Annotated in this window: 16 protein-coding genes; 3 read left to right on the top strand and 13 right to left on the bottom strand. The window is 61.9% G+C overall.

Annotated elements, in window-relative coordinates:
• Window positions 1-51 precede the first annotated feature (51 nt).
• A complete protein-coding gene (gene purH / locus D460_RS0123770; RefSeq protein WP_018901098.1) occupies window positions 52-1,671 on the top strand; it encodes a bifunctional phosphoribosylaminoimidazolecarboxamide formyltransferase/IMP cyclohydrolase in 1,620 nt (539 codons plus the stop codon).
• Window positions 1,672-1,687: 16 nt separating this feature from the next.
• Here the strand turns inward: purH and D460_RS0123765 are convergent, their stop codons facing one another.
• Both D460_RS0123765 and D460_RS0123760 read right to left on the bottom strand, forming a co-directional pair.
• A complete protein-coding gene (locus D460_RS0123765) occupies window positions 1,688-3,073 on the bottom strand; it encodes an MFS transporter (RefSeq protein WP_026283463.1) in 1,386 nt (461 codons plus the stop codon).
• 31 nt (window positions 3,074-3,104) lie between these two features.
• Window positions 3,105-7,880 (bottom strand): NAD-glutamate dehydrogenase, encoded by a 4,776-nt coding sequence (locus D460_RS0123760; protein ID WP_018901096.1) that lies wholly within the window; start codon window positions 7,878-7,880, stop codon window positions 3,105-3,107.
• A gap of 245 nt (window positions 7,881-8,125) precedes the next feature.
• Between D460_RS0123760 and pdxY the strand changes: the two genes are divergently transcribed.
• Window positions 8,126-9,001, top strand: a complete 876-nt coding sequence (gene pdxY / locus D460_RS0123755; RefSeq protein WP_018901095.1) for a pyridoxal kinase PdxY — start codon at window positions 8,126-8,128, stop codon at window positions 8,999-9,001.
• Window positions 9,002-9,070: 69 nt separating this feature from the next.
• A complete protein-coding gene (locus D460_RS0123750; protein WP_018901094.1) occupies window positions 9,071-9,712 on the top strand; it encodes a carbonic anhydrase in 642 nt (213 codons plus the stop codon).
• A 75-nt stretch (window positions 9,713-9,787) separates the two neighbouring features.
• On the opposite strand, the gene D460_RS0123745 is transcribed toward D460_RS0123750, so the two are convergent.
• From D460_RS0123745 to D460_RS0123700, 11 genes are all read right to left on the bottom strand, one after another.
• Complete coding sequence (locus D460_RS0123745; RefSeq protein ID WP_018901093.1) at window positions 9,788-10,612, bottom strand: lytic murein transglycosylase; 825 nt, start codon at window positions 10,610-10,612, stop codon at window positions 9,788-9,790.
• A gap of 170 nt (window positions 10,613-10,782) precedes the next feature.
• Window positions 10,783-11,817 carry an aspartate-semialdehyde dehydrogenase gene (locus tag D460_RS0123740; protein ID WP_026283462.1) on the bottom strand — a complete coding sequence of 345 codons (1,035 nt, stop codon included), beginning with the start codon at window positions 11,815-11,817 and terminating at the stop codon, window positions 10,783-10,785.
• A gap of 111 nt (window positions 11,818-11,928) precedes the next feature.
• The gene (locus D460_RS36865; protein ID WP_081619966.1) at window positions 11,929-12,156 is read right to left on the bottom strand and encodes a hypothetical protein; all 228 of its coding nucleotides are present in this window, start codon (window positions 12,154-12,156) and stop codon (window positions 11,929-11,931) included.
• Window positions 12,153-13,388, bottom strand: a complete 1,236-nt coding sequence (gene opgC, locus D460_RS33700) for an OpgC domain-containing protein (RefSeq protein WP_051110826.1) — start codon at window positions 13,386-13,388, stop codon at window positions 12,153-12,155. The genes D460_RS36865 and opgC overlap by 4 nt, the downstream gene beginning before the upstream one ends.
• A 98-nt stretch (window positions 13,389-13,486) precedes the next feature.
• Window positions 13,487-22,006, bottom strand: a complete 8,520-nt coding sequence (locus D460_RS0123730) for a glucoamylase family protein (RefSeq protein WP_018901090.1) — start codon at window positions 22,004-22,006, stop codon at window positions 13,487-13,489.
• A 331-nt stretch (window positions 22,007-22,337) separates the two neighbouring features.
• Window positions 22,338-22,502, bottom strand: a complete 165-nt coding sequence (locus D460_RS35365; RefSeq protein WP_018901089.1) for a DUF1328 domain-containing protein — start codon at window positions 22,500-22,502, stop codon at window positions 22,338-22,340.
• A 90-nt stretch (window positions 22,503-22,592) separates the two neighbouring features.
• Window positions 22,593-22,757 carry a hypothetical protein gene (locus D460_RS36505; RefSeq protein WP_181459267.1) on the bottom strand — a complete coding sequence of 55 codons (165 nt, stop codon included), beginning with the start codon at window positions 22,755-22,757 and terminating at the stop codon, window positions 22,593-22,595.
• Between the two features lie 139 nt (window positions 22,758-22,896).
• Complete coding sequence (locus D460_RS0123715; protein WP_018901088.1) at window positions 22,897-23,079, bottom strand: hypothetical protein; 183 nt, start codon at window positions 23,077-23,079, stop codon at window positions 22,897-22,899.
• A gap of 160 nt (window positions 23,080-23,239) precedes the next feature.
• Window positions 23,240-23,989, bottom strand: coding sequence for an ABC transporter ATP-binding protein (locus D460_RS0123710; RefSeq protein ID WP_018901087.1), 750 nt, complete (start codon window positions 23,987-23,989; stop codon window positions 23,240-23,242).
• Window positions 23,986-24,819 carry an ABC transporter ATP-binding protein gene (locus D460_RS0123705; RefSeq protein WP_018901086.1) on the bottom strand — a complete coding sequence of 278 codons (834 nt, stop codon included), beginning with the start codon at window positions 24,817-24,819 and terminating at the stop codon, window positions 23,986-23,988. Before D460_RS0123705 ends, D460_RS0123710 begins: the two co-directional genes overlap by 4 nt.
• A complete protein-coding gene (locus D460_RS0123700; RefSeq protein WP_047509241.1) occupies window positions 24,816-25,721 on the bottom strand; it encodes an ABC transporter permease in 906 nt (301 codons plus the stop codon). Before D460_RS0123700 ends, D460_RS0123705 begins: the two co-directional genes overlap by 4 nt.
• Window positions 25,722-25,725 lie beyond the last annotated feature (4 nt).

Below are 25,725 nucleotides of genomic sequence, written 5' to 3'. Positions count from 1 at the left end.
TATTCCGCGCACCTCGCCGGATGTCTCCCGAAGATCGAACGGAGAAGCCACATGGCCGTTGTTTCCAAGAAAATCCCCGCCCCCGACAAGGTTGCCGTCAAGACCGCCTTGCTCTCCGTCTCCGACAAGACCGGCATCGTAGACCTCGCGCGCGCGCTTGCCGAAAAGGGCGTCCGGCTGCTGTCGACCGGCGGCACCCACAAGGCGATCGCAGCTGCTGGCCTCGATGTCACCGACGTTTCCGACGTCACGGGCTTTCCGGAGATCATGGACGGCCGCGTGAAGACGCTGCACCCCAAGGTTCACGGCGGTCTGCTGGCGATCCGCGACGATGCCGAGCATCAGGAAGCGATGAAGGCGCATGGGATCGATGGTATCGATCTCGCGGTCATCAACCTCTATCCGTTTGAGGATGTGCGCGCGGCGGGTGGCGATTATCCGACCACCGTCGAGAATATCGATATCGGCGGTCCGGCGATGATCCGCGCCTCGGCCAAGAACCATGCCTATGTGGCGATCCTGACCGATCCGGCCGACTATCCGGAGCTGCTCGAGCAGCTGTCGTCCGATGCCGGCCAGACCAGCTATGCCTTCCGCCAGCGCCTCGCCGCCAAGGCCTATGCGCGCACGGCCGCCTACGATGCGATGATCTCCAACTGGTTCGCCGAGGCGCTGTCGATCGACACGCCGCGTCACCGGGTCATCGGCGGCGTGCTGAAGGAAGAGATGCGCTACGGCGAAAACCCGCACCAGACGGCCGGCTTCTATGTGACCGGCGAAAACCGTCCGGGCGTTGCCACGGCTACGCTTCTGCAGGGCAAGCAGCTCTCCTACAACAACATCAACGACACGGACGGCGCCTTCGAGCTGATCGGCGAGTTTTCGCCCGAGAAGACCGGCCCGGCTTGCGCGATCATCAAGCACGCCAATCCGTGCGGCGTCGCCACCGGTCCGACGCTGAAGGACGCCTATCTCCGAGCACTCGCCTGCGACAGCACGTCCGCCTTCGGCGGTATCATCGCGCTTAACCAACTGCTCGATGCCGAGACGGCGGAAGAGATCGTCAAGCTTTTCACCGAAGTCATCATCGCGCCTGAGGTGACGGAAGAAGCCAAGGCCGTCATCGCGGCCAAGAAGAACCTGCGCCTGCTCGTGACCGGTGGCCTGCCCGACCCGCGCTCGCGCGGCCTCACGGCGAAGACCGTTGCCGGTGGCCTGCTGGTGCAAAGCCGTGACAACGGCATGATCGATGATATCGAGCTCAAGGTCGTTACCAATCGCCAGCCGACGGCGCAGGAACTGGTGGACCTGAAGTTCGCCTATACGGTTGCCAAGCACGTCAAGTCGAATGCCATCGTCTATGCCAAGGACGGCCAGACGGCCGGTATCGGTGCCGGCCAGATGAGCCGCATCGATTCCGCGCGCATCGCCGCGCTGAAGGCCGAGGATGCCGCCAAGGCGATGGGCTGGGCCGAGCCGATGACCAAGGGCTCCGCCGTTGCGTCGGAAGCCTTCTTCCCGTTCGCGGACGGCCTGCTGTCGGCGATTGCCGCCGGTGCCACGGCTGTCGTCCAGCCGGGCGGCTCGATGCGCGATCAGGAAGTGATCGACGCGGCGAACGAACACAATGTGGCGATGGTCTTCACCGGCATGCGCCACTTCCGCCACTAAGTTTCGATGAAAACGGCTACGCCCTATCCGCCGGATAGGGCGTCCGGACCAACAGGACCAGCCCGCCGGCCAGAAACAGGACCAGCGTGGCCATGCCGAGATGCGACGAGCCTGTCGCATAAGTCACGATCGAAAACAGAAGCGTCGCCATGAAGCTGGTTGCCCGGCCTGACAGCGCGTAGATGCCAAAATAGCGGCCAGCCTCATCAAGGCTGACGCTGCGCGCCAGATAAGAGCGCGAGGAGGCCTGCACAGGGCCGAATGCCAGGCCGATCAGCAGGCCGTAGCCGATATAGGCTTTCTCCGCCGCGGTGCCGAAAAGACCTCCCGAATCCGCCGTCGGAAGCGGCACCAGCCCAAAGAGCGTATAGCCGGGTTCGGTCGATACGATGCCGAACGTCGCGAGAAGCAGCATGGTCAGGCTGATTACGATGGTTGCCTTCGAGCCGATGCGCGCATCGATACGTCCAGCGATGATGCAGCCAAAAATCGCCACCACGTTGAGAATGATGCCGTAGATGCCGATCTCGATGGTTGCCCAGCCGAACATGCCGGCCGCGAAGGCGCCGCCGAGGATCAGCAGGCCGTTGACGCCGTCCTGGTAGATCATGCGGGCGATGAGGAAGCGCATGAGCGGGCGGCGCTCCCTCAGTTCAGCCAGCGTGTGCCTGACTTCACGCAGCCCGGAGCGCACGGCGGCGCCGAAGGGAAGGCCGCCTTTCACATCCGGCGTGAACAGAAACATCGGAAGTACGAAAATCAGATACCAGACGGCCGAGATCGGGCCGGTGATGCGCGCATCCTCGCCGGTGTGTGGATCAAGCCCGAAGAGCGGGTCGAGGCCAAGAATGGTCTTGCCGGTCTCGGGACTTCCGGCGAGCAGTGCCACCACTGCGATCAGCACGATCATCCCGCCAAGATAGCCGAGGCCCCAGGCGGTGTTGGACAGCCGCCCGACTTCATCCTTCCCGACGAGGCGCGGCATCATGGAATCGTTGAAGACGATCGAGAATTCCGCGGCGATCGACGCCAGGATCATGAAGATCACCGGATAGATGACCGGTGAACCGGGTGCCGCGAACCAGAGGCAGCAGAGGCTGGCAATCTTGATGACGGCGAAGAAGCCGATCCATGGTTTTCGTCCGCCGGACTGATCGGCAATCGAGCCGAGAATGGGCGAGAGAATGGCGATGATCACCGAAGAGATCGTCGCCATGTTGCTCCAGAGCGTTTGCGCGGAGACTGGATCGGCTGTCAGCCTGGCCACGAAGTAGGGGCCGAAGATGAAAGTGGTGACGACGGTGAAGAATGGCTGCGCCGCCCAGTCGAAGAACATCCAGCCCCAGATGCCCCTGCGCGTGGCCCGCTGGGGCTGTGTTCCCGTCCAGTCAATGCGATTCACCGGCCTGCTCCTGATTTGGGAGCGGACTGTCTCACCTCGTCCCGTCTCTGGCAAGATCGGTCAGCAGGCCGGCGGCGACGGTGATGCGGGCGAGATTCGGATCGCCACCCTCGCTGAGACCCGCCAGTTCCTCGGCGATGCGGTTGATCCTGATCCGGTCGCTTGCATGCCATGCCTGCACCGGCAGCTTTTCCTTGCCGTTGTTTGAGAGAGCGGAGCTGACGATATCGCGGCGCGCGGTCGCGATCTGGTCGAGGCTTCGCGCCAGAGCCAGGTTTTCGTAGTGATCCGAAGTGGTGATGCGGCTGCCGGCTGCCAGCAGTCGGCCGATACGGAAGGTCTGGCTGACCGCGAAATAACTCTCGGCGGCGCGGGTCAGCGGCTCGCCCGTGCGCTCCGCGATCTGCATGATCTCAGGCACGAGCGCGAAGCCGATCAGATGCGCGATCTCGCCTGCAAGCTTGTCCGGCACGCCGGCGGCCTGATATTCGACCTGGCGCGCTTCGAGTTCGGGAACGACCTGATTGGCGAAGACCGGCTGCAGCTTCTTGAAGGCCGCGCGAAGCCTGTCGATGGTTTCGGCGATATCACCCTTGGCCATCTGCATCTTCAACAGCAGCCGCGTCAGCACGGTGAAGATATGGCTGATCTCCTCGTAGATGCGGTTCTGCATCTGACCGGAAATCCTGCCGTCGAGCGCATCGGTCTCGCTCCAAAGCCGGCTCAGATCGAAGCCGTCGCGGGCGATGATGGCGGCGCGCACCACTTCGGGCGCCGAAGCGGCTGTCGCGTCCATCATGCTGACGGCAAAGCTCGGGCCGCCGCGGTTGATGGCCTCGTTGGCCAGCACTGTCGCCACGATCTCGCGCTTCAGGCGGTGGTTGGCGATATCCGACGCATTGGACTTGCGCATCTTGGCCGGGAAGTATTGCGAGAGCGTCGCCTCGAAATAGGGATCATCCGGCAAATCACTTGCCGCTAGCGCGTCGAAGAGAACGATCTTGGCGTAGGATAGCAGGACGCCGATCTCCGGCCGTGTGAGCGGTCTGTTGGCGGCGTAGCGTTCGGCCATCGCGGTGTCGTCGGGAAGTGTCTCGACCTTGCGGTTGAGCTGCTTGGCGGTCTCCAGCACGCCCATGAAGCGGGTGAGCTCGAGGCCGTTCGCGGTGCCCTTGCGCTCGGTCAGTGAGATGGCGAGCGACTGCAGGTAGTTGTTGCGGAGCACCAGCTTGCTGACTTCATCGGTCATCGAGGAGAGCAGCTGGTCGCGCTTCTGTCGCGTCAACCGGTCGTCGTGCATGGCGGCGGCGAGCGCGATCTTGATATTCACTTCGACGTCCGAGGTGTTGACGCCGGCCGAGTTGTCGATTGCATCCGAATTGCAGCGACCGCCCTTCAGCCCGTAGGCGATGCGGCCGCGCTGGGTGACGCCGAGGTTGGCGCCCTCGCCGATGACCTTGGCGCGTACTTCGTCGGCGCTGATGCGGATCGGATCGTTGGCTCTGTCGCCGACGTCAGTATCGGTTTCGGCAGTCGCCTTCACGTAGGTGCCGATGCCGCCGAACCAGAGCAGGTCGACAGGGCTTTTCAGGATCGCGGTCATGACTTCAAACGGCGTTGCGACCGTCTTGTCCATGCCGATCGCGGCGGCGGCCTGTGCGGTGAGCGTTACCGATTTCGCCGAGCGCGAGATGATCATGCCGCCCTTCGAGAGCAGGTTCTTGTCGAAGTCCTGCCAGCTCGAGCGCGGCAGGTTGAACAGCCGCTGACGCTCCGCCAAGGTCTTGGTCATGTCAGGATCGGGATCGATGAAGATGTCGCGGTGGTCGAAGGCGGCCAGAAGCCGGATCTTCGGCGAGAGCAGCATGCCGTTGCCGAAGACGTCGCCCGACATGTCGCCAACGCCCGCGACGGTGAACGGCGTTGTCTGGATGTCGATGTCCATTTCGCGGAAATGGCGCTTCACGGTCTCCCAGGCGCCGCGCGCGGTGATGCCCATTTTCTTGTGATCATAACCGGCGGAACCGCCCGATGCGAAGGCATCGTCGAGCCAGAAGCCGGCTTCTTGCGCCAGTGCATTCGCCGTGTCGGAGAAGGTTGCCGTGCCCTTGTCGGCGGCGACGACGAAGTAGGGGTCGTCACCATCGAGCCGCACCGTGTTTTCAGGCGGGATGATTTCGGTGCCGGAAATGTTGTCGGTGATCGAGAGCAGCGTGCGGATGTAGGTCTTGTAGGCTTCACGCCCGGCATTGAAGATCTCGTCGCGATTGCCGCCCACAGGTAGCTTCTTCGGATAGAAGCCGCCCTTGGCGCCGACAGGCACGATCACTGCGTTCTTGACCTGCTGTGCCTTCACGAGGCCGAGCACCTCGGTGCGATAATCCTCGGCGCGATCCGACCAGCGAAGCCCGCCGCGCGCCACCCGGCCGAAGCGCAGATGAACGCCCTCGACCTCGACGCCGTAAACGAACATTTCGCGGAACGGCTTCGGCGCCGGCAGTCCGTCGATCAAATGCGGATCGAGCTTGAAGGCCAGCATGGCCTTTGCGGAACCATCGGGATTGCGCTGGAAGTAGTTGGTGCGCAACGTCGAGTCGACCACGTTGACGTAACGGCGCAGGATGCGGTCGTCATCAAGGCTTGGAACGTCCGACAGCGCGGTCTCGATCTTGGCGTGAAGATCGGTCGCCTTCTTGATCCGGTTCTTCTCGGTCAGCTTCGGATCCAGGCCATCGTGGAACAGGCGGAAGATCAGCGACGAGATAGCCGGGTATTTATCCAGCGTCGTCGCGATGTAATCTTGCGAATAGGCGATGCCGGCCTGCCGGAGATAGCGCGAGTAGGCGCGCAACACGCTTGTCTCGCGGGCCGACAGACCAGCCGAGATGATCAGGCGATTGAAGTTGTCGTTGTCTATGACACCTGCAAAGGCGAAGAGGAAAGCTTCTTCCAGTGCGGCGCCATGCTGCTGCAGATCGATCTCGGCGCCGCTTTGGGCTTCGAGTTCCATGTCATGCAGCACGACCAGCTTCTCGCTGCCGTCGGCCAATGTCACGTTGATGTCGAAGGTGCCTTCGCTGATGACGCTGAAGCCAAGATTCTCAAGCAGCGGTACGCGGCGGGAGAGCGCAAGCTGACCATTGAAGTGGAAGATCTTGAGGCACAGCAGCGACACGCCATCCTTGATGCGCGTGTAGAATTCGATGCGGATCTGTTCGCCCGTTGCGCAGGCAACGATGTCGGCGAAGTCGGCGAAGGTTTCTTCCGGCGGGAAGAGATCCTGGAAGGCGTTGCTGACCTTGATCTTGGGCGCCTTGGGACCGGCAAGCATTTCGAAGCGGTCGTCCCAGCGGGCCGTGATGGAGCGGATCGCTTCTTCGAGCTTTGCCTGAGGGATACGCGGGGTCTTTCCGCCGGAGCGTCCGATAATGAAATGGACGCGGGCGACGCCGCCTTCGGGGAAAGCCGGGTAATAGGCCGAGACGCGGCCGTCATAGATGGTCTTGAGGTAGGTGCCGATCTTCTCGCGCACGATCGAATCATATTCCTCGCGCGGCACGTAGACGATGACGGAGACGAAACGATCGAAGTGATCGATACGCGGCAGCACCCGCACGCGCGGGCGGTCGGTGAGATCGTTGATCTGCTCGGCGAAGGTGGCGAGCAGCTGGGTGTCGATCTGGAAGAGATCGTCGCGCGGATAAGATTCAAGCGTGTTGTCGAGCATGCGGCCGGAATGGCTCATCGGATCGAAGCCGAAATGCTCCTTCACCTTCTCGACCTTTGAGCGCAGAAGCGGGATGTCTGTCGCTAGCGATGTGTAGGCGGTCGAGGTGAACAGACCAACGATACGCAGCTCGCCGGTGACATTGCCATTCTCGTCGAAGCGCTTCACGCCGACATAGTCCATATAGGCGCGGCGGTGGACGACGGATTTAACGTTGGCTTTGGTGACGATCAGGAAATCGGGGCCGTCGAGGAAGGCGAGGATTTCGGGCGTCGTGGTGACGGCGTCGCGGCCGGTCCGGAGCACAAGGACATCCGGGTTGGAAAGTATGCCGAGCCCCGTGCCCTTGTCGCGCTCGACCTTCGCATCCGAGCCCTTGCCGGAATAGACATATTCGCGCATGCCCAGAAGGGTGAAATTGGCATCGCGCAGCCAAGTCAGGAACGCGACCGCTTCGTCGCGATCCGCCTTACGGCGGCCGACATTGCGCGACGACAGCTCGTCGATGGCGGTGCCGAGCTTGTCCAGCATCGGCTTCCAGTCGGAAACCGACAGGCGCACCTGCTCGAGGACGATTTCGATCCGCTCGATGAGATCGGCGGACTGCGCCGGGGTGAGCGGGGCGAGGTGAAGCTGGATGTGGCTGACGCGGTTTGCAGGCTCGCCCGGCATATCCGGAGAATAGAGTTCCGGCGGGTGACCTGGCTGCATGACGAGAATGGGATGAACCGCCATGAAGAGATCGCGGTAGCTGCTCGTTACCTCGCCCATGACCGATTCGTAGAGGAACGGCATGTTGTGATCGGTCACCGACAGCACCGATACCGCCACGCCATCCGGCTCGACATTGTCGAGCGAGGTGACGGTGACGCGCGGTGCGTTGCCGTTCCAGGACGCGAGTTCGGCCGCGCAGTGGACGGCGGAAATCGCCAGCATTTCAGGCGTGTAGGATTCGAGGTCGTCGCCGCTGGCGCGTCCGAAGAGGATATCGGGCGCGAGATAGTGCTCGCCCATCGCTGTCGCGATCTTGTTCGCGCTCTCGATCTGCTTTTCCCGTTTCGGATTGTTTCGAGCAGCCATTGACTGTGTCCCCCATTTTCTCGATTGCGCGCAGGTTAGCAGAAGGTTTGACAGAAAAATTGCTAAAATAGGGACGTCGATCGCAGTTTTCGTGCGAATTTAGCCGGCATGTTGTCAATTCTGTAAAAAGTGATCCGAATATGATTTTTGTCGCCAGAACTTTGATCATGCTCGAATGAAGAGTTGTTGACAGTCGCGCAGCAAAAAGACGATCAACTGAGGATCGGAACCCGGATCGAATAAACATGTCGCAGAATGCAGCAGGCACGGTCATCGTCATATCGAGCCACGTCGTTCGTGGATCGGTCGGTAATCGGGCGGCGGTATTCGCGCTCGAGACGCTCGGCCACCAGGTATGGGCGCTGCCGACAATCGTGCTGCCCTGGCATCCGGGCCACGGCCGTTCGACGCGGCTGACCTTCGCGGAGGCCGATTTCGACGCGGCGATCGACGATCTCATTCGCGCGCCCTGGATCGGTGAGGTCAAGGCGGTGCTTTCGGGCTATTTCGGCAATGCCGCGCAGGCCCGCTCCGTCGGCCGGCTGATCACCGCGCTTCGTGAGCGCAATCCCGATCTGTTTTACGTTTGCGATCCCGTGATGGGCGATCTCGGCGGGCTTTATGTTCCCGAGGCGACGGCCGAGGCGATCCGCGACCATCTGATCCCGCTTGCGTCGCTGGCGACCCCCAATCGCTACGAACTCGCCTGGCTGTCCGGCGCGCCGCTGGAGAGCAATACCGAGATCATGGAGGCGGCACTCGCCCTTGGGCCCGCTCGTATGCTGGTGACCTCGGCGGTGCCGATGATGGCTGGTGGAACGGGCAACCTCTATCTCTCCGGGCGCCACGCGCTGCTTGCCGAGCACCGGCTCATCGACAATCCGCCAAACGGGTTGGGCGATCTTCTTGCCGCTCTCTTCCTGTCGCGGCTACAGTCCGGCATGGAAGATGAAAAGGCGCTGCAGCTGGCGACAGCCAGCGTTTACGAGGTGCTGGCCCGGGCTGTGAAGCGCGGCAGCGATGAGTTGACGTTGGCGAATGATGCCTCGAGCCTGTCCACGCCGATGGCGATGGTACAGATGCGGCATCTGATGCATCCGGCGCAGCGGCGAAAGAGCTAGCGGCCGCGCCGTTAACGCATTTGGCGCTGCGATATTGATCTTGCATCGCTCACGCTGTAATCGAAGATCATGCAGCGTTTTCCAGATACACTTCTCGACGGCTATCGCAACTTCATGAGCGGGCGTTATGCCGACGCTCGTGACCGATACAGGACGTTGGCGGAGCACGGGCAGAGCCCGAGCACGCTGGTCATTGCCTGTTCGGACTCTCGCGCGGCGCCGGAACTCATCTTCGATTCCGGGCCCGGCGAGCTCTTTGTCGTGCGCAACGTCGCCAACATGGTGCCGCCCTACGAGCCTGATAGTAATTTCCATGCGACCTCGGCGGCACTCGAGTTCGCGGTGCTGGCCCTGAAGGTCACTGATATCGTCGTCATGGGACACGGTCGCTGTGGCGGTATCCGCGCGGCGCTCGATCCCGATGCCGAGCCGTTGTCGCCTGGCGACTTCATCGGACGCTGGATGTCGCTGGTGCGGCCGGCTGCCGAGCAGATCCAGAGCAATGACGTGATGACACCCGGCGAACGCCAGACGGCGCTGGAGCGCGTGTCGATCCGCAACTCGATCGACAATCTCAGGACATTTCCGGAGATCAAGGCGCGCGAAGAGGCTGGTGACATCCAGCTGCACGGCGCCTGGTTCGATATTTCGACCGGCGAATTGTGGGTCATGGACGCAGAGACGCGCGACTTCATTCGCCCTGACGTCTGACACCATAATCCGAGACAAGCAAAAAGGCGCCGCGTTTTCCCGCGGCGCCTTTTTTATTTCATGATTAGATGCGGATCAGTTTGCGTCGATCTGCTGGCCGATGTAGGCGATTGCCTGCTGGTAGACTGTTGCCGCGTTCCAGCCGGAGATGGCTGCGAAGTTCGGCTCGCCCGGCTGATAGCCGGCACCCGGGCGCCAGCCGTGGCCCTTCAGGAAGTTTGCCGTCGAGGCCAGCGCGTCTGCGCGTGAGCCGACCATGTCAACCCGGCCGTCACCATCGCCATCTGCACCGTAGAGCACGACGTTGCGCGGGAGAAACTGTGTCTGACCGATTTCGCCGTGGGCGGCGCCGCGCGCCTGTGGGCTAAGGAAACCTTCGCCGACGAGCTGGAGGGCGGCGTACAGCTGGTCCGTGAAATAGGCGGTGCGGCGGCAATCGAAGGCGAGCGTGGAGACAGCGGACATGGTGTGCTGGGTGCCCATATAGCTGCCAAAACCGGTTTCCATGCCCCAGATCGCGATCAGCGGGCCGGCCGGAACGCCATACTTGCGCTCAATGTTGGCAAAGAGCGCGGCGTTTGCGCGCTTCATGCCCTTGCCGCGCGAGATGATGGCCTGGCCGCCGCGCTTCTGCATGAAGGCGTCGAAGGAGAGCTTGAAGCTCTTCTGGCCACGGTCGGCGGAGATGGTGGGTCTGTTATAGACGACGTTGGCGAAAGCCTTGTCGAGAACGGAACGGCTGACGCCGTTGGCCGCGGCTTCCTGCTTGAAGGCAACCACCCACTGGTCGAAGCCAGCGCTGGTGTTGCTGCACTGTGGTGCCGCTTCAGCCGTTGCCGGAAGTGCCTGGAACATGGCGAACACTGCCGCCGCTGCCAGCAAAAGTTTTGTCTTGCGCATCGAATACCCCGATCTCGATCAGCCTAGCCTTCAGCCGGACTGGAGCCCGCTATCGGCAACGTTGTCACGACCATTCATTTGATGAGCGCGAGATGCCGTCTGACATCCCGCGCCCCTGAATAAGCCTTAACTTAAGTAACGGGCTTAACAAGACATGGTTAAGAAAATATTCAAGCCGCCTGCTTGCGTGGCTTCACAAGTCCGCGATTGACGAGCAATTCGGCGATCTGGATCGCGTTCAATGCCGCGCCCTTGCGCAGGTTGTCGGAAACCACCCACATGTTGAGGCCGTTCTCGACGGTTGCGTCCTCGCGGATGCGCGAGATGAAGGTCGCGTCTTCACCGGCGGATTCGTAAGGCGTGATGTAGCCACCGTTCTCGTGCTTGTCGATCACCTGGCAGCCCGGCGCATCGCGCAGGATATCACGAGCCTGATCGGCGGTGATTTCCTTCTCGAACTCGATGTTGACCGATTCAGAGTGGCCGATGAAGACGGGAACGCGCACGGCCGTGCAGGTCACCTTGATCTTCGGGTCGAGCATCTTCTTGGTTTCGGCCAGAACCTTCCACTCTTCCTTCGTGTAGCCGTCTTCCATGAAGCTATCGATATGCGGAATGACGTTGAAGGCGATGCGCTTGGTGAACTTCTTGTTCTCGATCGGATCGGCGACGAAGACCGCGCGCGTCTGATTGAAGAGTTCGTCCATGCCGTCCTTGCCGGCGCCGGAAACGGACTGGTAGGTCGAGACGACGACGCGCTTGATGGTGGCGGCTTCGTGAAGCGGCTTCAGGGCCACGACGAGCTGGGCGGTCGAGCAATTCGGGTTGGCAATAATGTTGCGCTTGGTGAACTGCTCGATGGCGTCAGGGTTCACTTCCGGCACGATCAGCGGAACGTCCTGGTCGTAGCGCCATGCAGAGGAGTTGTCGATCACGACGCAGCCCTGCGCGCCGATCTTCGGCGACCACTTCTTCGATACGTCGCCGCCGGCAGACATCAGGCAGATATCGGTGTCGGAGAAATCGTAGTTTTCGAGATTCATGACCTTCAGCGTCTTGTCGCCGTAGGACACTTCAAGACCCTGCGAGCGCGCGGAGGCCAGCGCTACGACTTCGTCAGCGGGAAAACCGCGTTCGGAAAGGATGTTGAGCATCTCCCGGCCGACATTTCCGGTGGCTCCCGCAACTGCAACTTTAAAACCCATTTTCAAGCTCTCTTTCTCATCTCTCCTCTTGTTCGGTGAGGGGGAAAGCGCGCAACGATTGCGGCTTTCTGTCCCCAGCCGAGCCGGGGAGAGAGCGGCAGGCCAGAGACGTCAGACGGTTTTCGTCGTCGTTTTGGCCTTGGTTTTGGAAGAAACCGGAAAAATCATAACCATCCCGGCAACTCGTGCCCGGTCACTGCGTGCAGCAATGGCGTGTTCTTGGCGAACCATGGATATTCCTTTTCCACCGCTGCTCTTAAAAGGTTTTCCACAGGAGTCAAGGTTTTTGCTAGGGGCCGCGCTGTGCTGATAGCGCTGGCACGGCCCTTGCGATGTCACTTCCGATTGATGCCACGGCCGTTATCGGCGCGTACGGAGACTGTCTGCAGTGCCCGGCCCTGGGGCGCCTTCAGCTTGGCGGAAGCGGCGCGACCCAGCTTTCTCTTGCGCTCAAGATGATAGGCGTAGACGAACTGGATCACGATACCGAGAACCACGAAGATCGGGCCGACGATCTTGTCGCCATTGTTGATGTAGAGCAGCACCTGACCGACCATCGCCAGGATCGTGCCGGCGACGAAGATGTTCAGCGAATGGCGGCCGAAGATCACCAGCGGGTTGTCCTCGGGACGGCGTAGCAGGTCGGAGAGCGCGCCGATGTTGAGCACCAGGTAGGTGAGCGCCAGCACGTGCAGAAGACGCGGCAGCGACAGGAAGGTCTTGTCGAAGCCGGTGATGACTGGCGGCAGGCCGAGCGAGGCGAGCGCATTGCCGATGCCCCAGAGCTGACCGACGACCCATACGAAGGACAAGGCGACATAACCGGCGGCCAAGGCCATCAGCAGCGGGTGCTGGGGCAGCTTACCGCCACGGCGCACATGCATCATGCCGACGATGCCGATCGTGAACAGGAACTGCCAGGACAGCGGATTGAGGAACCAGTAGCCCTCGATCAGGGTGTTGTGAGGGGCGATCTCATATATCCCCGACAGCAGCCAGACCGACCCCGAAACGGCCAATGCCAGCAGCGGGCTTTTCGCTTCAAGCAGAAGGATGATGGGGACCATCAGCATCAACGCGCCATACATCGGCAGAATGTTGTTGTATCCGATCTGGTGTCCGAGCAGCATGAGCGCCGGAATCCCGGCCTGCGGGTTGGTGAGAACCGCAAGAATATTAATTTCGCAAAGAAGGCCCGCGCGATGGAACAGCCATGCACCCGCGATGAAAAGAGCGAGCGTCATGAATGTCGTGATCATGTGGGCGAGATAGAGCGTGAAGGCGCGCTTCGTCGATTTCTTGGCTGTTTCGAACCAGGCGGCGACCTTGAAGCGCGAGCCGTAGGCAATGCCCACGGCGATGCCCGAGATCAGCACGAAGGCCTCGGCGGCGTCAGAGAAGCCGTAATTCTTGGTGGTCAGATGCTCGAAGATCTGGCCGGGCACGTGATTGATGAAGATCGTGATGAGCGCGAGACCGCGCAGAACGTCCAATCGCGTGTCTCGTTTCGATGGCGCCGCAGTCGCAATCCTGCGTCCTGCACCGAACGTGTTTTCGGGCGTCGTTACCATTGACCTCTCCATGCTTCCATTTTGCAAACGCAGTTGAGGCCAAAAGGTTTCCCTCTTGGCCTCAACGAATCGCCGGATGGTTTGCATGAAAAGTGCGGTTATCCGACCGGATATCCCTCGTCGGGATCGGTGACTTGACGTCCGTTGATGGTCAAATCGTAGCCCCTCGGATGGGACGATTTTGAGACCGAAATGAGGTATTTAGCCCCCGCGTGCTCGATTTCCGCGGAGAAGCCTTCCCATGTTGTCGGCAGCGACGGCTTCACATGGATGCGGCCGTTCTTGAGCCGGATTCCGAGGATGCCCTCGACCGCTGCGCGGTAGAGCCAGCCGGCGGAACCGGTGTACCAGGTCCAGCCGCCACGACCCGTCAATGCGCCGTCGCCATAGACGTCGGCGGCGATGACATAGGGTTCCACGCGGTAGTGCTCGGCAGATGCTGGGTCCTTGGCGTGGCTGATCGGGTTCAAGAGGTCGAAACAACGCAGTGCGTCGTCGCCGCGATTGAGCTCGGCCAATGCCATGACGACCCAGGTGGCCGCGTGGGTGTACTGGCCGCCATTTTCGCGAACGCCGGGCGGATACGCCTTGATGTAACCGGGATCCTTGGCCGAGTTGGCGAAGGGCGGCGTGAACAGGCGGATGATGCGCGCATCCATGTCGACGAGCTTCGACAGTACCGAATCCATGGCCTTTGCGGCATGGGCCGGATCGCCCTCCCCTGACAGCACGCTCCAGGACTGCGCGATCGAATCGATCTGGCATTCCAGGCTTTCCTTCGAACCAAGCAGGCTGCCGTCGTCGAATGTGCCGCGGCGGTAGTGGGCGCCGTCCCAGGCAGCGGTTTCAAGCGCTGCCTTGAGTTCGGTGAGGTGCTTGCCCCAGCGTTCGACGCGGGCGGTGTCGCCACGTTCGGCTGCGAAGGCGCTGAAGGAGCGCAGCGCGCCGGCGAGGAACCAGCCGAGCCAGACGCTGGTGCCCTTGCCGCCGATGCCAACGCGGTTCATGCCGTCGTTCCAGTCGCCGCCCAGGAAGAGCGGCAGGCCGTTCGCTCCCTTGCGGGCGATGGCGAGATCGAGCGCGATGGCAGCGTGCTCGTAGACGCTCACCTTGTCCTCCGATTTTTCCGGGCGGTAGAACGAATCGTGCTGTCCCTGCAGAAGGGCCGGGCCCTCGATGAAGGCGAGCTCGTCGTCGAGAACGCTCTTGTCGCCAGTCACCGTGCAATAATGGTGGATGGCGTAGGCCAGCCAGACCACGTCGTCGGAGATCAGCGTGCGAACGCCGGCGCCCGTTCCCGGCAACCACCAATGCTGGACATCACCCTCGCGGAACTGACGCGAGGCGGCGTTGACGATCTGCTTGCGGGCGATCGACGGCTCATGCAGCACGAAAGCCAACGTATCCTGCAGCTGGTCGCGGAAGCCGAAGGCGCCACTGGCCTGATAGAAGGCCGTGCGTGCCATGATGCGGCAGCCGAGGCTCTGGTAGGGCAGCCAGGTGTTGATCAGAGTGTTCATGCCCTGGTCGGGGGTCGAGATCTGCAGCTTGCCAGTGAAGGCCTGCCAGAAATCCCGGTTTGCCTGAACCGCGCCGTCGAAGGACGACTTGCGGATATCGGCGATCAGCGCGCGGGCTTCTTCCTTCGTCGCGGTATCACCGAGATAGAGGATGACATCGCGCTCCTCGCCGGCGGCGAGGTCGATGTCGATAGCGAGAGCCGCTGCCGGATCGCCATCCAGATCGATGTTGCTCGATAGAACGGTAGTCGGATTCAAGGCTGCCGGAGCCTTGATGGTGCCAGCCTTGCCGATGAACTCGCGGCGGCTTGCCGTGTAGCCCGACAGTGCCTCGCTGGCGGCGAAGAAGGCCACGCGCGAGGAGTAGTCGATGCTGTAGTTGTTGCTCGCAAACATGGCGCCGGTCTCGGCGTCGTGCTCGGAGAGGATGAACGGCGCGGTTTTCTGCGGATTGTTGCCGAGTACCCACTCGACGTAGCCATAGAGACGCAGCTTGCGCTGGCTGCTGCCGTTGTTGCGCAGGCGCAAGCGCTGCAGCTTCACCGGTCGCTCGCGATCGACCGTCTGCGTCAGTTCCAGAGAAACGTCGTTCTGGACGCTGGAGAAGACAGAGTAGCCGAGGCCATGACGGGCTTCGAACTGGATGTCCTGGCGGTCGGACAGGGCAGCGAATGGCGTCATAATGGTTCCGCTGTCGCGATCCATTACATAGATCGCCTCGCCTGGCCGGTTGATGACCGCGTCGTTGGTCCATGGGGTCAGCTGGTAGTCACGCGAGTTGGTGCTCCAGGTGAAACCGGCGCCTTCTGCCGCGACGTGGAAACCGAACTTCTCGTTCGAGATCACGTTGATCCACGGCTGCGGGGTGGCGTGGCCGCCGGGGACGCGGACGACATATTCGCGTCCGTCGCCGGAGAAGCCGCCGATGCCGTTCCAGAAGTTCAGATCGCCATGCTCTTCAACCACCAGTGCCGGAACCTGCGCCTTGGCGACCGGTGCCGTGCGCTTGGCGCGCGATTTCGTGGCGTTGACCTTCTCGAGTTCCTGCTGCTCTTCCTTGGTCGGCGCGAAGAGCGCCACGGCACGATTGATCTGATCGATGATCTTGCCGTTCTTGGCATGGAAGGTGACGCGAGATGCCGAGATCAGCGCGTGATAGGTCGATTCCTCCATCAGGTCCTTGCGGACCGTGAAGATGTGCTGGCGCAGGCCGTCTGCCTGACCGAGACGACGGACGTTCTCGGCCATCTGGTCGACGGCGTGCTGCATGTCCTGTGCGTAGGAAGAGGCACGCTCGTTCATGATCACGAGATCAGCGGTGACGCCGCGCGAGCGCAGGTATTCCTGTGCCAGCAGGGCTTCCCTTGCGATATCCAGATCCATGTCGTCGTTGATGCGCAGGGTGAAGATCGGGAAATCGCCCGAAATCGCCAGCGGCCATAGTGAGGACTGCGACTGCATGCCTGCCTGAACCGCTGCCGTATCCGCACGCAGATACATGTCGGGGTAGACGAGGTGGCGGCCGAGATGCTGGAAGGCGGATGCCTGCTGCGAGGTCACGCCGACATGGCGCATCTGCACCTGCGTGCGCGTCCAGGCCTGGACGAGCTCGTGGTTGAAGGCATCGGCGTGGCGGTAGCGATCGACTGCCTGGTCCACTTCGTTGCGCGATGGCGCCGCGATGGTCCAGAAAATGACGCTCACCTTCTTGCCGGCAGGAACGCGGACGGTGCGGCGCAGCGACAGAACCGGATCGAGCGTGAAGCCGTCGGTGCCCGAGAGCGTGGCGCCCTGGTCGAAGGCGGCAGCGTTTGCGAGGCTGCGGCCGCGTCCGAGGAACTTGCGGCGGTCGGTTTCGAACTCGGTGTGGCGCGTCGCGCCGGCATTGTCGACGATCAGATGCGCGACCGCGATATTCGGCTCGTTGCCGTCGCGCTTGTTGCGCTCGACGCGGATGACGTCGCCGCGCTTGCCGATCTCCGTCTTCACGAACATGCGGGCGAAGGCCGGATGCGCGTTGTCGGTGTCGTCGTTGGTGAGCACCGGTTCGAGATAGGATGTCACTTCGATGAAGCGGTCTTCCGTGCCGGTGTTGAGCAGCGTCAGGCGGCGGCCTTCGGCATCGTGCTCGGTGGCGACGATGACCTCGACTTCGCTGGTGAGTTCGCCGACGGTCTTGGTGAACTCCGCCTTTTCATCGGCGAAGAGAACCTTGACCTGCTCGCCTTCGATGCTCTTCGGTTCCGCCGTTGCCGACCACCATTCGTTGGTAGTGGTGTCGCGCAGGAAGATGAAGGTGCCCCAGCGATCCTCGGTCGGATCGGGTTTCCAGCGGGAAACGGACTGGCCGTTCCAGCGCGAGTAGCCGGCGCCGGTGGCGGTCAGCATCATCGAGTAGTGGCCGTTGGAGAGGAAGACGAGTTCGCGGTCGCGTGCGGCCGGATCGTAGATCTTGCGGATCTCCGGGCGCAACAGGTCGTCCTGGATGCTGGCCGGGGTGTCAGACTCGTGCTTGCCGCTCATCACAGGGATATCGCGCGGCGCCTTTTCCTGCAGCATCAGTTCTGCCGCTTCGATGACGGGATCGGAGTGGAAGAGCTCGCGCAGGTGGCCGTTGAAAGCGACGTTGGCGACGGCCGCGATGGACATGCCATGGTGGTGGGCATAGTAGTTGTAGACGACGGCGCAGGTCTTGCCCTCGGGCACGCGGGTCGGCGTGAAGTCCACGGCGTCGTGGAAGCCGTATTTGCCGAGCGCGCCGAGCTTGCGCAGGCGCTCGAGGTTCTCGATAGCCGCCGGCGGATTGTACTGGCTGGCGAGGATCGAGGCGTAAGGGGCGATGACGGCGTTGTGGCCGAGACCGCGCTTCAGGCCGAGCGTCGGTACGCCGAAGTTCGTGTACTGGTAGTTGAGGTTATGGTCGCGGGCGTTGAAGGCCGCTTCCGAGATACCCCACGGAATGCCCAGCTTACGGGCGTAATTCATCTGCTCGACCACGACCAGATTGTTGGTCTGGTTTAGGATACCGCCGCCACGCTCCTGCATGACAAGAGGCGGCATCAGATATTCGAACATCGAGCCGGACCAGGAGACCAGCGCGCCGCGCGAGCCGACCGGCACGACCTGGCGGCCGAGGCGGTACCAGTGTTCGGTCGGCAGGTCGCCCTTGGCGATGCCGAAGAGGCTGGTCAGGCGGCATTCGGAAGCGAGAAGGTCGTAGCAGGCCTGATCGAGTTCGCCGCTTTCGACGCGGTAACCGATCGACAGAAGGCGACGTTCCGGACGGAAGAGGAAGCCGAAGTCCATCGAGAAGGCCAGATCGCGGGCCTTGTCGCGCAGCGCAATCAGGCGCGGGCGTAGAGCGTCGATATTGGCGAGGTCGAAGGTGCTGTCGGAGATATGCGCTTCGCAGACCTTGACCAGCGCCTCGGCCCACTGGGTAACCTCGGCACTGAGTGCCGACTTCACCTCGTGATCGAGGTTTGCGGCAAGCTTCTGGATGTCGCGGGCAAGAACCGAGAGATTGATGATGCGGATCGACGCGAATTCGTGCTCGCGTTTGACGGCTGCGAGCGCGTTCTGGAAGCCGATGATGCGTTCTTCCAGGCGGCGGCGCAGCGGACGCACGGTCTTGCGATCATCCGGCAGGTCGGCCAGCACTTCGGCCAGGATGCCGGCCGTGTCGCCGACGCCATCGAGGCTGCCCTGCATGTGCGCGGACGGGGCTTCGGCCCAGTTGCGGCAGGCGGACGAGATCGCGATCAGGTGACCGGCGAGATTGCCGCTGTCGACAGCGGAGACATAGCGCGGTCCAAGCGTTTCCAGCGTATCGGTGTGATACCAGTTGAACAGGTGGCCGCGGAATTTTTCCATCTTGTCGATGGTGGCGATCGTCTGTTCGAGACGTTCGATCGTTTCCTCGAAGGAGAACCAGCCGAACTGGCGGCCGGAGACCACGGACAGGAGGTAGACGCCGATGTTGGTCGGAGACGTGCGGGTCGCGACGATGACGTGCGGCGTCTCCTGGACGTTGTCAGGCGGCAGGTAATTCTGTTCGGCCGTGGTGAAGGTGTCGAAATAGCGCCAGGTGCGGCGCGCGATCTTGCGCAGATCGTTGGAGACGGATTCGGCGACTTCGAGGCGATCTTCGGTTTCCGCCGACTGGCTGACGTAATAGGCGACCAGCGGGGAAAGGATCCAGAGCGCAACGAAGGGGATGCCGACCAGATACGCCTTGTCGCCGGAGACGACGGCGAAGGCGAGACCGAGCACGGCCAGCACCGGTGCGTGCCACATGGCCTTGTAATAGGACCAGATCGTGCCCTGCTTGCCAGCCTGAACGCTGGCTGCGGTTTTCCATTGCAGCATCAGCTTGTGGCTGACGAAGAGGCGGTAGAGCGAACGGCCGATAGCGTCAGCCATCATGCAGGCGCCGTCGGCGATGAAGACGATGCGGAGCGCCACCTGCGCGTTGGCGGCGCGGATGTCGGACCAGACGGTATAGAGGTGGGCGCGCGCGACGATATCGCTGGTGCGGGGGATGATGCCGTTGATCAGCGACAGCGTCGGAGCGACGAACAGGCAGAAGATCAGCACGATCTGCCAGATCAGGGCGCCGAGCGGATCCATGAAGTACCAGCCAAGCACGGAGGCGAAGAACCAGGCGATCGGGGTCAGCGAGCGGCGCAGATTGTCGAACATCTTCCAGCGGCCGAGCGCGGTTACGCCGTGCTTGGTGCTGAACATGTAAGGCAACAACTGCCAGTCGCCACGCGCCCAGCGATGCTGGCGCGAGGTTTCGACTTCGTAACGGGTCGGGAAGTCCTCGACGAGTTCAAGGTCGGTTACCAGCGCGCAACGCGCCATCGAGCCTTCGAGAAGGTCGTGGCTGAGAACCGAGTTTTCCTCGATGCGCCCCTTCAGGGCCGCTTCGAAGGCATCGACGTGATAGAGGCCCTTGCCGGTGAATGTGCCCTCGCCCGCGAGGTCCTGATAGACGTCGGAGACGGTGAAGACATAGGGGTCCAGACCGCGGTTGATCGAGAAGACGCGCTGGAAAACCGATGCGTCCTTGCCCGTCGTCAGAGACGGCGTGACGCGCGGCTGCAAGACGCCATAGCCGCTTTCGACGCGGCCGGTCTCCGGGTTGATCACGGGGCGGTTGGTCGGGTGATAGAGCTTGCCGACGAGCTTGGTGACGGCGTCGCGCATCAGGCGCGTATCGGCATCGAGCGTCATCACGTACTGCACGTTTTCAGGCACGACATTGGCGCCCGGCAGATAGGTCGTGTCGCGGTCGCCGCGCAGGAGCAGGTTCAGCTCGTGCAGCTTGCCGCGCTTGCGCTCCCAGCCCATCCACGCGCCTTCCGACGGATTGTAGAGGCGGCGGCGGTGCAGGAGATAGAAGCGGGTCTTGCCGTCATAGGCATAACGCGCAGAAAGGTTTGCGACTTCACGGCGAGCGTAGTCGAGAACTTCGAGATCGGCGGCCGTCTCTTCGACCTGGCTGTCCGGCCAGTCGCTGAGAAGCGCGAAGTAGATCTCGCCGCGCGGGTTGGCGAGATAGTGAACCTCGATGTTGCGGACGAGTTCGTCGACGCTGTCGCGGTTCGAGATCAGGCAGGGGACGACCAGAAGCGTGCGTGCGTCCTCAGGAATGCCTTCCTTGAACTCGTAGCCGACGAGGCGCGCCGGCGTGACGAAGAAGGAGAGCACGGTATTGAAGAGACCCGTCGCGCCTTCCGATGCCGGCAGCGAGAACATGATCAGGAGCAGGATGATGGCGATCGGCGCCATGCCGGCGCTTGCCATGAAATGGCCGACGATGACCATCGCGAGAATGGTCAGGAGCAGCACCGGTACCGCGATCGACAGCCAGTTGAAACGGCGGACGGCGCGAACGAAATGCTGCACCAGCGTCGGGCTGTAGGTCGCTCTCGCTTCCAGCTTCGGACGCTGCGCGCCAGCGAGGAAGCTGCCGACATTGGGCTCGTGCGGATCGTCTTCGCCCGATTCCTTCGCCTCGTCCGTCATGTCGAGCGCGAGCTGCGCGATCTCCATTTCGGTCATGGTGGAGCGCTTGGCGAGCTTTTCGATCTGCTTGCGGTACTTGTTGCGCGAGCCGGAATCGAGGAGGCCGTAGTCGGAGTTGTCCCAGAGCAGCTTGTCGACGTGGCTGACCTGCTCGACCCAGACGGACCATTCGGTGTCGTCGATCTCGCGCAGGCTGCGGATGATGTTGCCCATCGTGACGTTGCCGGAGGAGAGACGACTATGCTCGGCCATCGTCGTCGCTTCGGTGTCACGGCCGAGCGCCTCGAGGCGCTCATCCAGCCAGGTGATGGCGAGGCTCGAGGTCTGCGAGCCGTCGCGCATGCGGTAGAGGAACTGCGTTGAGAACGTATTGTCCTCGGCAAGCGGCTCAAGCGTCTTCAGATACTCGGCTGCCTTTGCCGGATCGGTCAGGCGCACCAACTCGTCGGCGGCCTCGTTGGCGCGGCGGCGCATGCGGCGGCTGCGCTCGACGCGGATCGAGATGCGGCGCAGGTTTTCGACCAGAACGTAACGCACCAGCGAAGGCAGCGCCCAGAGCTCGCCGATCCGCAGTGTTTCATGTTCCTGGAAACCATCGACCAGCGCCGTCAGGCTTTCCTGCGAAATGGTGCTGTGTGTGTGGGCGACATAGAGCCAGGCCAGCGCCAGCGTGCGCGGGATCTTGGTGCCGTTCACATCGATCGTCGGCAGCTCGCGATAGAAGCGCTTGGGAAAGTCGCGGCGGACTTCCTGGATCGCTTCCTCGACGATGTAGTGGTTGTCCAGAAGCCACTCGGCGGCCGGGGTGATCGTCTCACCGGCCTCCACATCCGCCGCCGTCGTGCGGTAGACGCGCAGGATTTCCTTCTCATTCTCCTTATGCCGGGCGAAGAAGTCGAAGGGTGCGAAAGCGACCAGCGAGTTGACACCTGAGGTGGCTGCGGATGCACCCATCGCCCTGATGTCTTCGATCGACATATAGGTCGCGCGGATCGAGTCGTTGTGATCGATCTGCTTGGTTTCGGACTCGCGGGACGGGCTCGGAGACGTGGGGGAAATAGACATGGGTTCGGTTCTGGATCCAAACAAAGTTATGGTCGGTAGGGTTTGCGTTGTGCACTGCCAAATATGACTGCCGCATGAACAATACCGGTCTTTTGCGGCCACACTGAAAACATTGGCAGTGGCAATCGAACGGCAATGCGAATCGATTTAGATTTGATCTTGCGACCAGCCGGGCAAAGAGGTGGGTGAGATTGAACGACGCCTCCCCGCCAAGCCAATCGGGAAAGTTGGACACTATTGCGACAATTCAAGTCAAGAGGTTTCGGGAAGTGGAGAACGCACGAAAAATCCGGCGCCTTTTGGACGCCGGATTTCTTTGATTATGCTGGATTTAGACGCGGCGCATGAGCCGCGCGACAAGCGATACAACAAACAGCACCAGGAATATGAAGAACAGTACCTGGGCAATCGATGCTGACGCGCCTGCGATGCCGCCGAACCCCAAAACGCCGGCGATCAGGGCTACAACAAGAAATACGAGTGCGTAGTAAAGCATTGCCATCTCCATTTAGTCGTTGCTGACCAGATAACGATGGTGTGCCTTTTTGGTTCCGTGCCTGGTGAAAAAGGGTTTGTTTTCGGTGCTCTAACCGATAACGCCGCAGACTACGGCTGCGAGAAAGGTGAACGCGGCCACGACCAGTGCCGCATTGGCTGCCAGATGCAAACGACCACGCGTCGTTGCCGGCTTCTTGGAGCGTGCGGAACGATAGTGGTCCGCGTGAGTATGCGACATACCCAAGTTTGCCATGTGTTGCCTCCGCCTGTTTCTAGCTCTTATTGAGAGCTCAGTTTCTTATATAGTCTATCTGAATGGTAGAGATAAAATTCCACCAGATGTCGCTTGCTGAGAAAATCCGTCTTGTCTTGGACGGCCGAAAAGGGACGGTCTAACAGATGGTGTGCCAGGCCCAGATCAGGGAGCGCTCGACTGCGCTGTCCTTGTACGAGCTCTTCTTCTTCGCAACGATCTTTCGATCCCGCTTTGCCGTCTTGAACAGCGGAGCTGCCCGCTTGGCAGCCTTGGCTGGAGGTGCGAAGTAACCCATGGTCATGCCGCCGAGAAAGAACATCTTTATCTCCATGATCACGAAAACTAACAGCCGTTAACGCAATCATGACAGAAGCAAGGCAGCTGTCAATAGTCTAGTCGATTGGTCGTGTTTTAACGGACCGTTATTCTTAACGGTCCGCCGATTGTTAAAAATTTCAATTACTTGAAAAGATTGGGCTTCAGACTTTCACGAAGCCCTTGCTCGCGACCATCAAACTTTTCGTGTAGTCTTCATGAACCTCGGCCTTGGCGAGCTGGTCGGCCGTCAGACGTTCGACCACGGTGCCGCCGCGCATCACGGCGAGGTTTTCGCACATGTGGGTGATGACGCCGAGATCATGGCTGACCATGACGAAGGTCAATTTCCGATCGCGCCTGACCTGCTCCAAGAGGTTCAGCACTTCGGCCTGCACGGATGCGTCCAGCGCCGAAGTCGGCTCGTCGAGAAGCAGGATCGACGGCTCAACGATCAGGGCGCGGGCAATCGCGACGCGCTGGCGCTGACCGCCAGAGAGCTGATGCGGGTAACGGAACCGGAAGCCGTTGCCGAGGCCTACTTCATCGAGCGCGCGAGCGATACGCGTGTCGCTGTCCGAGATGCCATGGATCGCCAGCGGCTCGAGCAGCAGCCGGTCGATTGTCTGGCGTGGATGCAGCGAACCGTAGGGGTCCTGAAACACCATCTGGACCTTGCGGTAGAAGGCCTTGCTGCGTTTGGAACCCGAGAGCTGCTCGCCGTGGATTTTGATCGTGCCGTTCTTGACGGGTGCGAGCCCGGCGACAGCGCGCAGCAGAGTGGATTTTCCGGAGCCGGATTCGCCGACGAGACCGAAGGACTGGCCCTCGGCAATCTCGACGCTGACATCCTTCAGCGCGTGGAAATGGTCGTAGATGACGGTGACATTGTCGACGGAAAGGGCTGCTGTCATGCGGCCCACTCCGGCTTGCGGTCCAGCACCGGCAATGGATGCCGGTTTTCGCCGATCTGGGGCATGCAGTTCAAAAGTCCTTGCGTATAGGGATGCTGGGCGTTCTTGAGCTCGGAGGCCTTCAGCTCCTCGACGACCTTGCCGGCATACATGACGATGACACGGTCGCAGAATGAGGAGACGAGGCGCAGGTCGTGGGACACGAAGATCAGCCCCATACCGCGCTCGGACACCAGGCGGTCCATGATCCTGAGAACGTCGAGCTGCACGGTCACGTCGAGAGCCGAGGTCGGCTCGTCGGCGATCAGCAATTCGGGGTCGGCGATCAGCATCATGGCAATCATGGCGCGCTGGCCCATGCCACCCGATACTTCATGCGGATAGAGATTGAAGACGCGCTGCGGCTCGCGGATCTGCACGGCCTCCAGCATGGCGATCGCGCGGTCTCGCGCTTCGCCCTTGCCGATCTTCTCGTGCGTTCTCAGCGTCTCGCAGATCTGCTTGCCTATCGTCATGACCGGATCGAGCGAATACTTCGGATCTTGCAGCACCATGGCGATGCGCTTGCCGCGCAATTGCCGACGCTCCTTGGCCGAGGCCGAGAGGAGGTCGATGCCGTTGAAGTCGAGCGTATCGGCACTGACGATGCCGTGCGGCGGCGTCAGTCCCATGATGGCGCGGCCAGTCTGCGACTTGCCGGAGCCGGATTCACCGACGATGCCCAGGCGTTCCTTGCCGAGCGTGAAGGAGACGCCGCGCACGGCCTCGATGACGCCGGTGCGCGTGGGATAGCTGACCTTGAGGTTCTTGACGGTGAGGAGCGTACTCATTGGCCGCTCTCCTTCGGATCCAGCGCGTCGCGCAGGCCGTCTCCAAGCAGGTTGAAGCCGAGGCTGACAACGAGGATGGCGATCCCCGGCATGGCGGCAACCCACCATTGGTCTAGGATGAAGCGGCGGCCCGAGGCGATCATCGCGCCCCATTCCGGCAGCGGCGGCTGGGCGCCGAGGCCGAGGAAGCCAAGGCCGGCCGCCGTCAGGATGATGCCCGCCATGTCGAGCGTGACGCGCACGATCAGCGAGGAGATGCAGAGCGGCATGACATGGCGCACGACGATACGCAGCGGCGACGCGCCCATCAGGCGGACAGCCGAGATGTAATCGGAGCGCCGCACCGTCAGGGTCTCGGCGCGCGCGATACGGGCGTATGGCGGCCAGGAGGTGATGGCGATGGCGATGATGGCGTTCTGGATGCCCGGGCCGAGTGCTGCGACGAAGGCGAGCGCCAGGACGAGTTTCGGGAAGGCGAGGAAGATATCGGTGATGCGCATCAGGATGGCATCGACCCAGCCGCCGGCATAGCCGGAAACGGTGCCGACCAGGAGTCCGATCGGCGCCGAGATGATGGCGACGAGGACGACGACCATCAGCGTCAGGCGTGAACCGTAGATCAGGCGCGAATAGATATCGCGGCCCTGATCGTCGGTTCCGAGAAGATAGCCCTCGGCGCCTGGAGGCAGAAGGCGGGCGTTACGGAGATCGCCGACGACGGGCGAGTGCGTGGCCAGCACATCGGCGAAGGCGGCCATCACGAGCAGCGCGATGATGATGAAGAGACCAACGACCGCCAGGCGGTTGGCTGTAAACTGCCGCCAGGTGACGTAGGCGCGGCCGAGGCGGGCCTGAGTACGAGATTGCGGCCGGTCGGAGAGCAGCCACTCGCGGCGGGTCATCGCT

Source organism: Rhizobium sp. 2MFCol3.1 (assembly GCF_000377565.1).
Classification (GTDB): Bacteria; Pseudomonadota; Alphaproteobacteria; order Rhizobiales; family Rhizobiaceae; genus Rhizobium.
The sequence above is the reverse complement of the archived record's forward strand: the minus strand, read 5'-3'. Positions and strand labels throughout refer to the sequence as shown.

Coding starts and splice junctions, on each gene's coding strand:
- D460_RS0123730 (WP_018901090.1), bottom strand. CDS start 22,006: ATGTCTATTTCCCCCACGTCTCCGAGCCCGTCCCGCGAGTCCGAAACC.
- D460_RS0123715 (WP_018901088.1), bottom strand. CDS start 23,079: ATGTTCTTTCTCGGCGGCATGACCATGGGTTACTTCGCACCTCCAGCC.
- D460_RS36505 (WP_181459267.1), bottom strand. CDS start 22,757: ATGGCAAACTTGGGTATGTCGCATACTCACGCGGACCACTATCGTTCC.
- purH (WP_018901098.1), top strand. CDS start 52: ATGGCCGTTGTTTCCAAGAAAATCCCCGCCCCCGACAAGGTTGCCGTC.
- D460_RS0123700 (WP_047509241.1), bottom strand. CDS start 25,721: ATGACCCGCCGCGAGTGGCTGCTCTCCGACCGGCCGCAATCTCGTACT.
- D460_RS0123710 (WP_018901087.1), bottom strand. CDS start 23,989: ATGACAGCAGCCCTTTCCGTCGACAATGTCACCGTCATCTACGACCAT.
- D460_RS0123745 (WP_018901093.1), bottom strand. CDS start 10,612: ATGCGCAAGACAAAACTTTTGCTGGCAGCGGCGGCAGTGTTCGCCATG.
- D460_RS0123760 (WP_018901096.1), bottom strand. CDS start 7,880: ATGGCTGCTCGAAACAATCCGAAACGGGAAAAGCAGATCGAGAGCGCG.
- D460_RS35365 (WP_018901089.1), bottom strand. CDS start 22,502: ATGCTTTACTACGCACTCGTATTTCTTGTTGTAGCCCTGATCGCCGGC.
- D460_RS0123740 (WP_026283462.1), bottom strand. CDS start 11,817: ATGGGTTTTAAAGTTGCAGTTGCGGGAGCCACCGGAAATGTCGGCCGG.
- pdxY (WP_018901095.1), top strand. CDS start 8,126: ATGTCGCAGAATGCAGCAGGCACGGTCATCGTCATATCGAGCCACGTC.
- opgC (WP_051110826.1), bottom strand. CDS start 13,388: ATGGTAACGACGCCCGAAAACACGTTCGGTGCAGGACGCAGGATTGCG.
- D460_RS0123750 (WP_018901094.1), top strand. CDS start 9,071: ATGCAGCGTTTTCCAGATACACTTCTCGACGGCTATCGCAACTTCATG.
- D460_RS0123705 (WP_018901086.1), bottom strand. CDS start 24,819: ATGAGTACGCTCCTCACCGTCAAGAACCTCAAGGTCAGCTATCCCACG.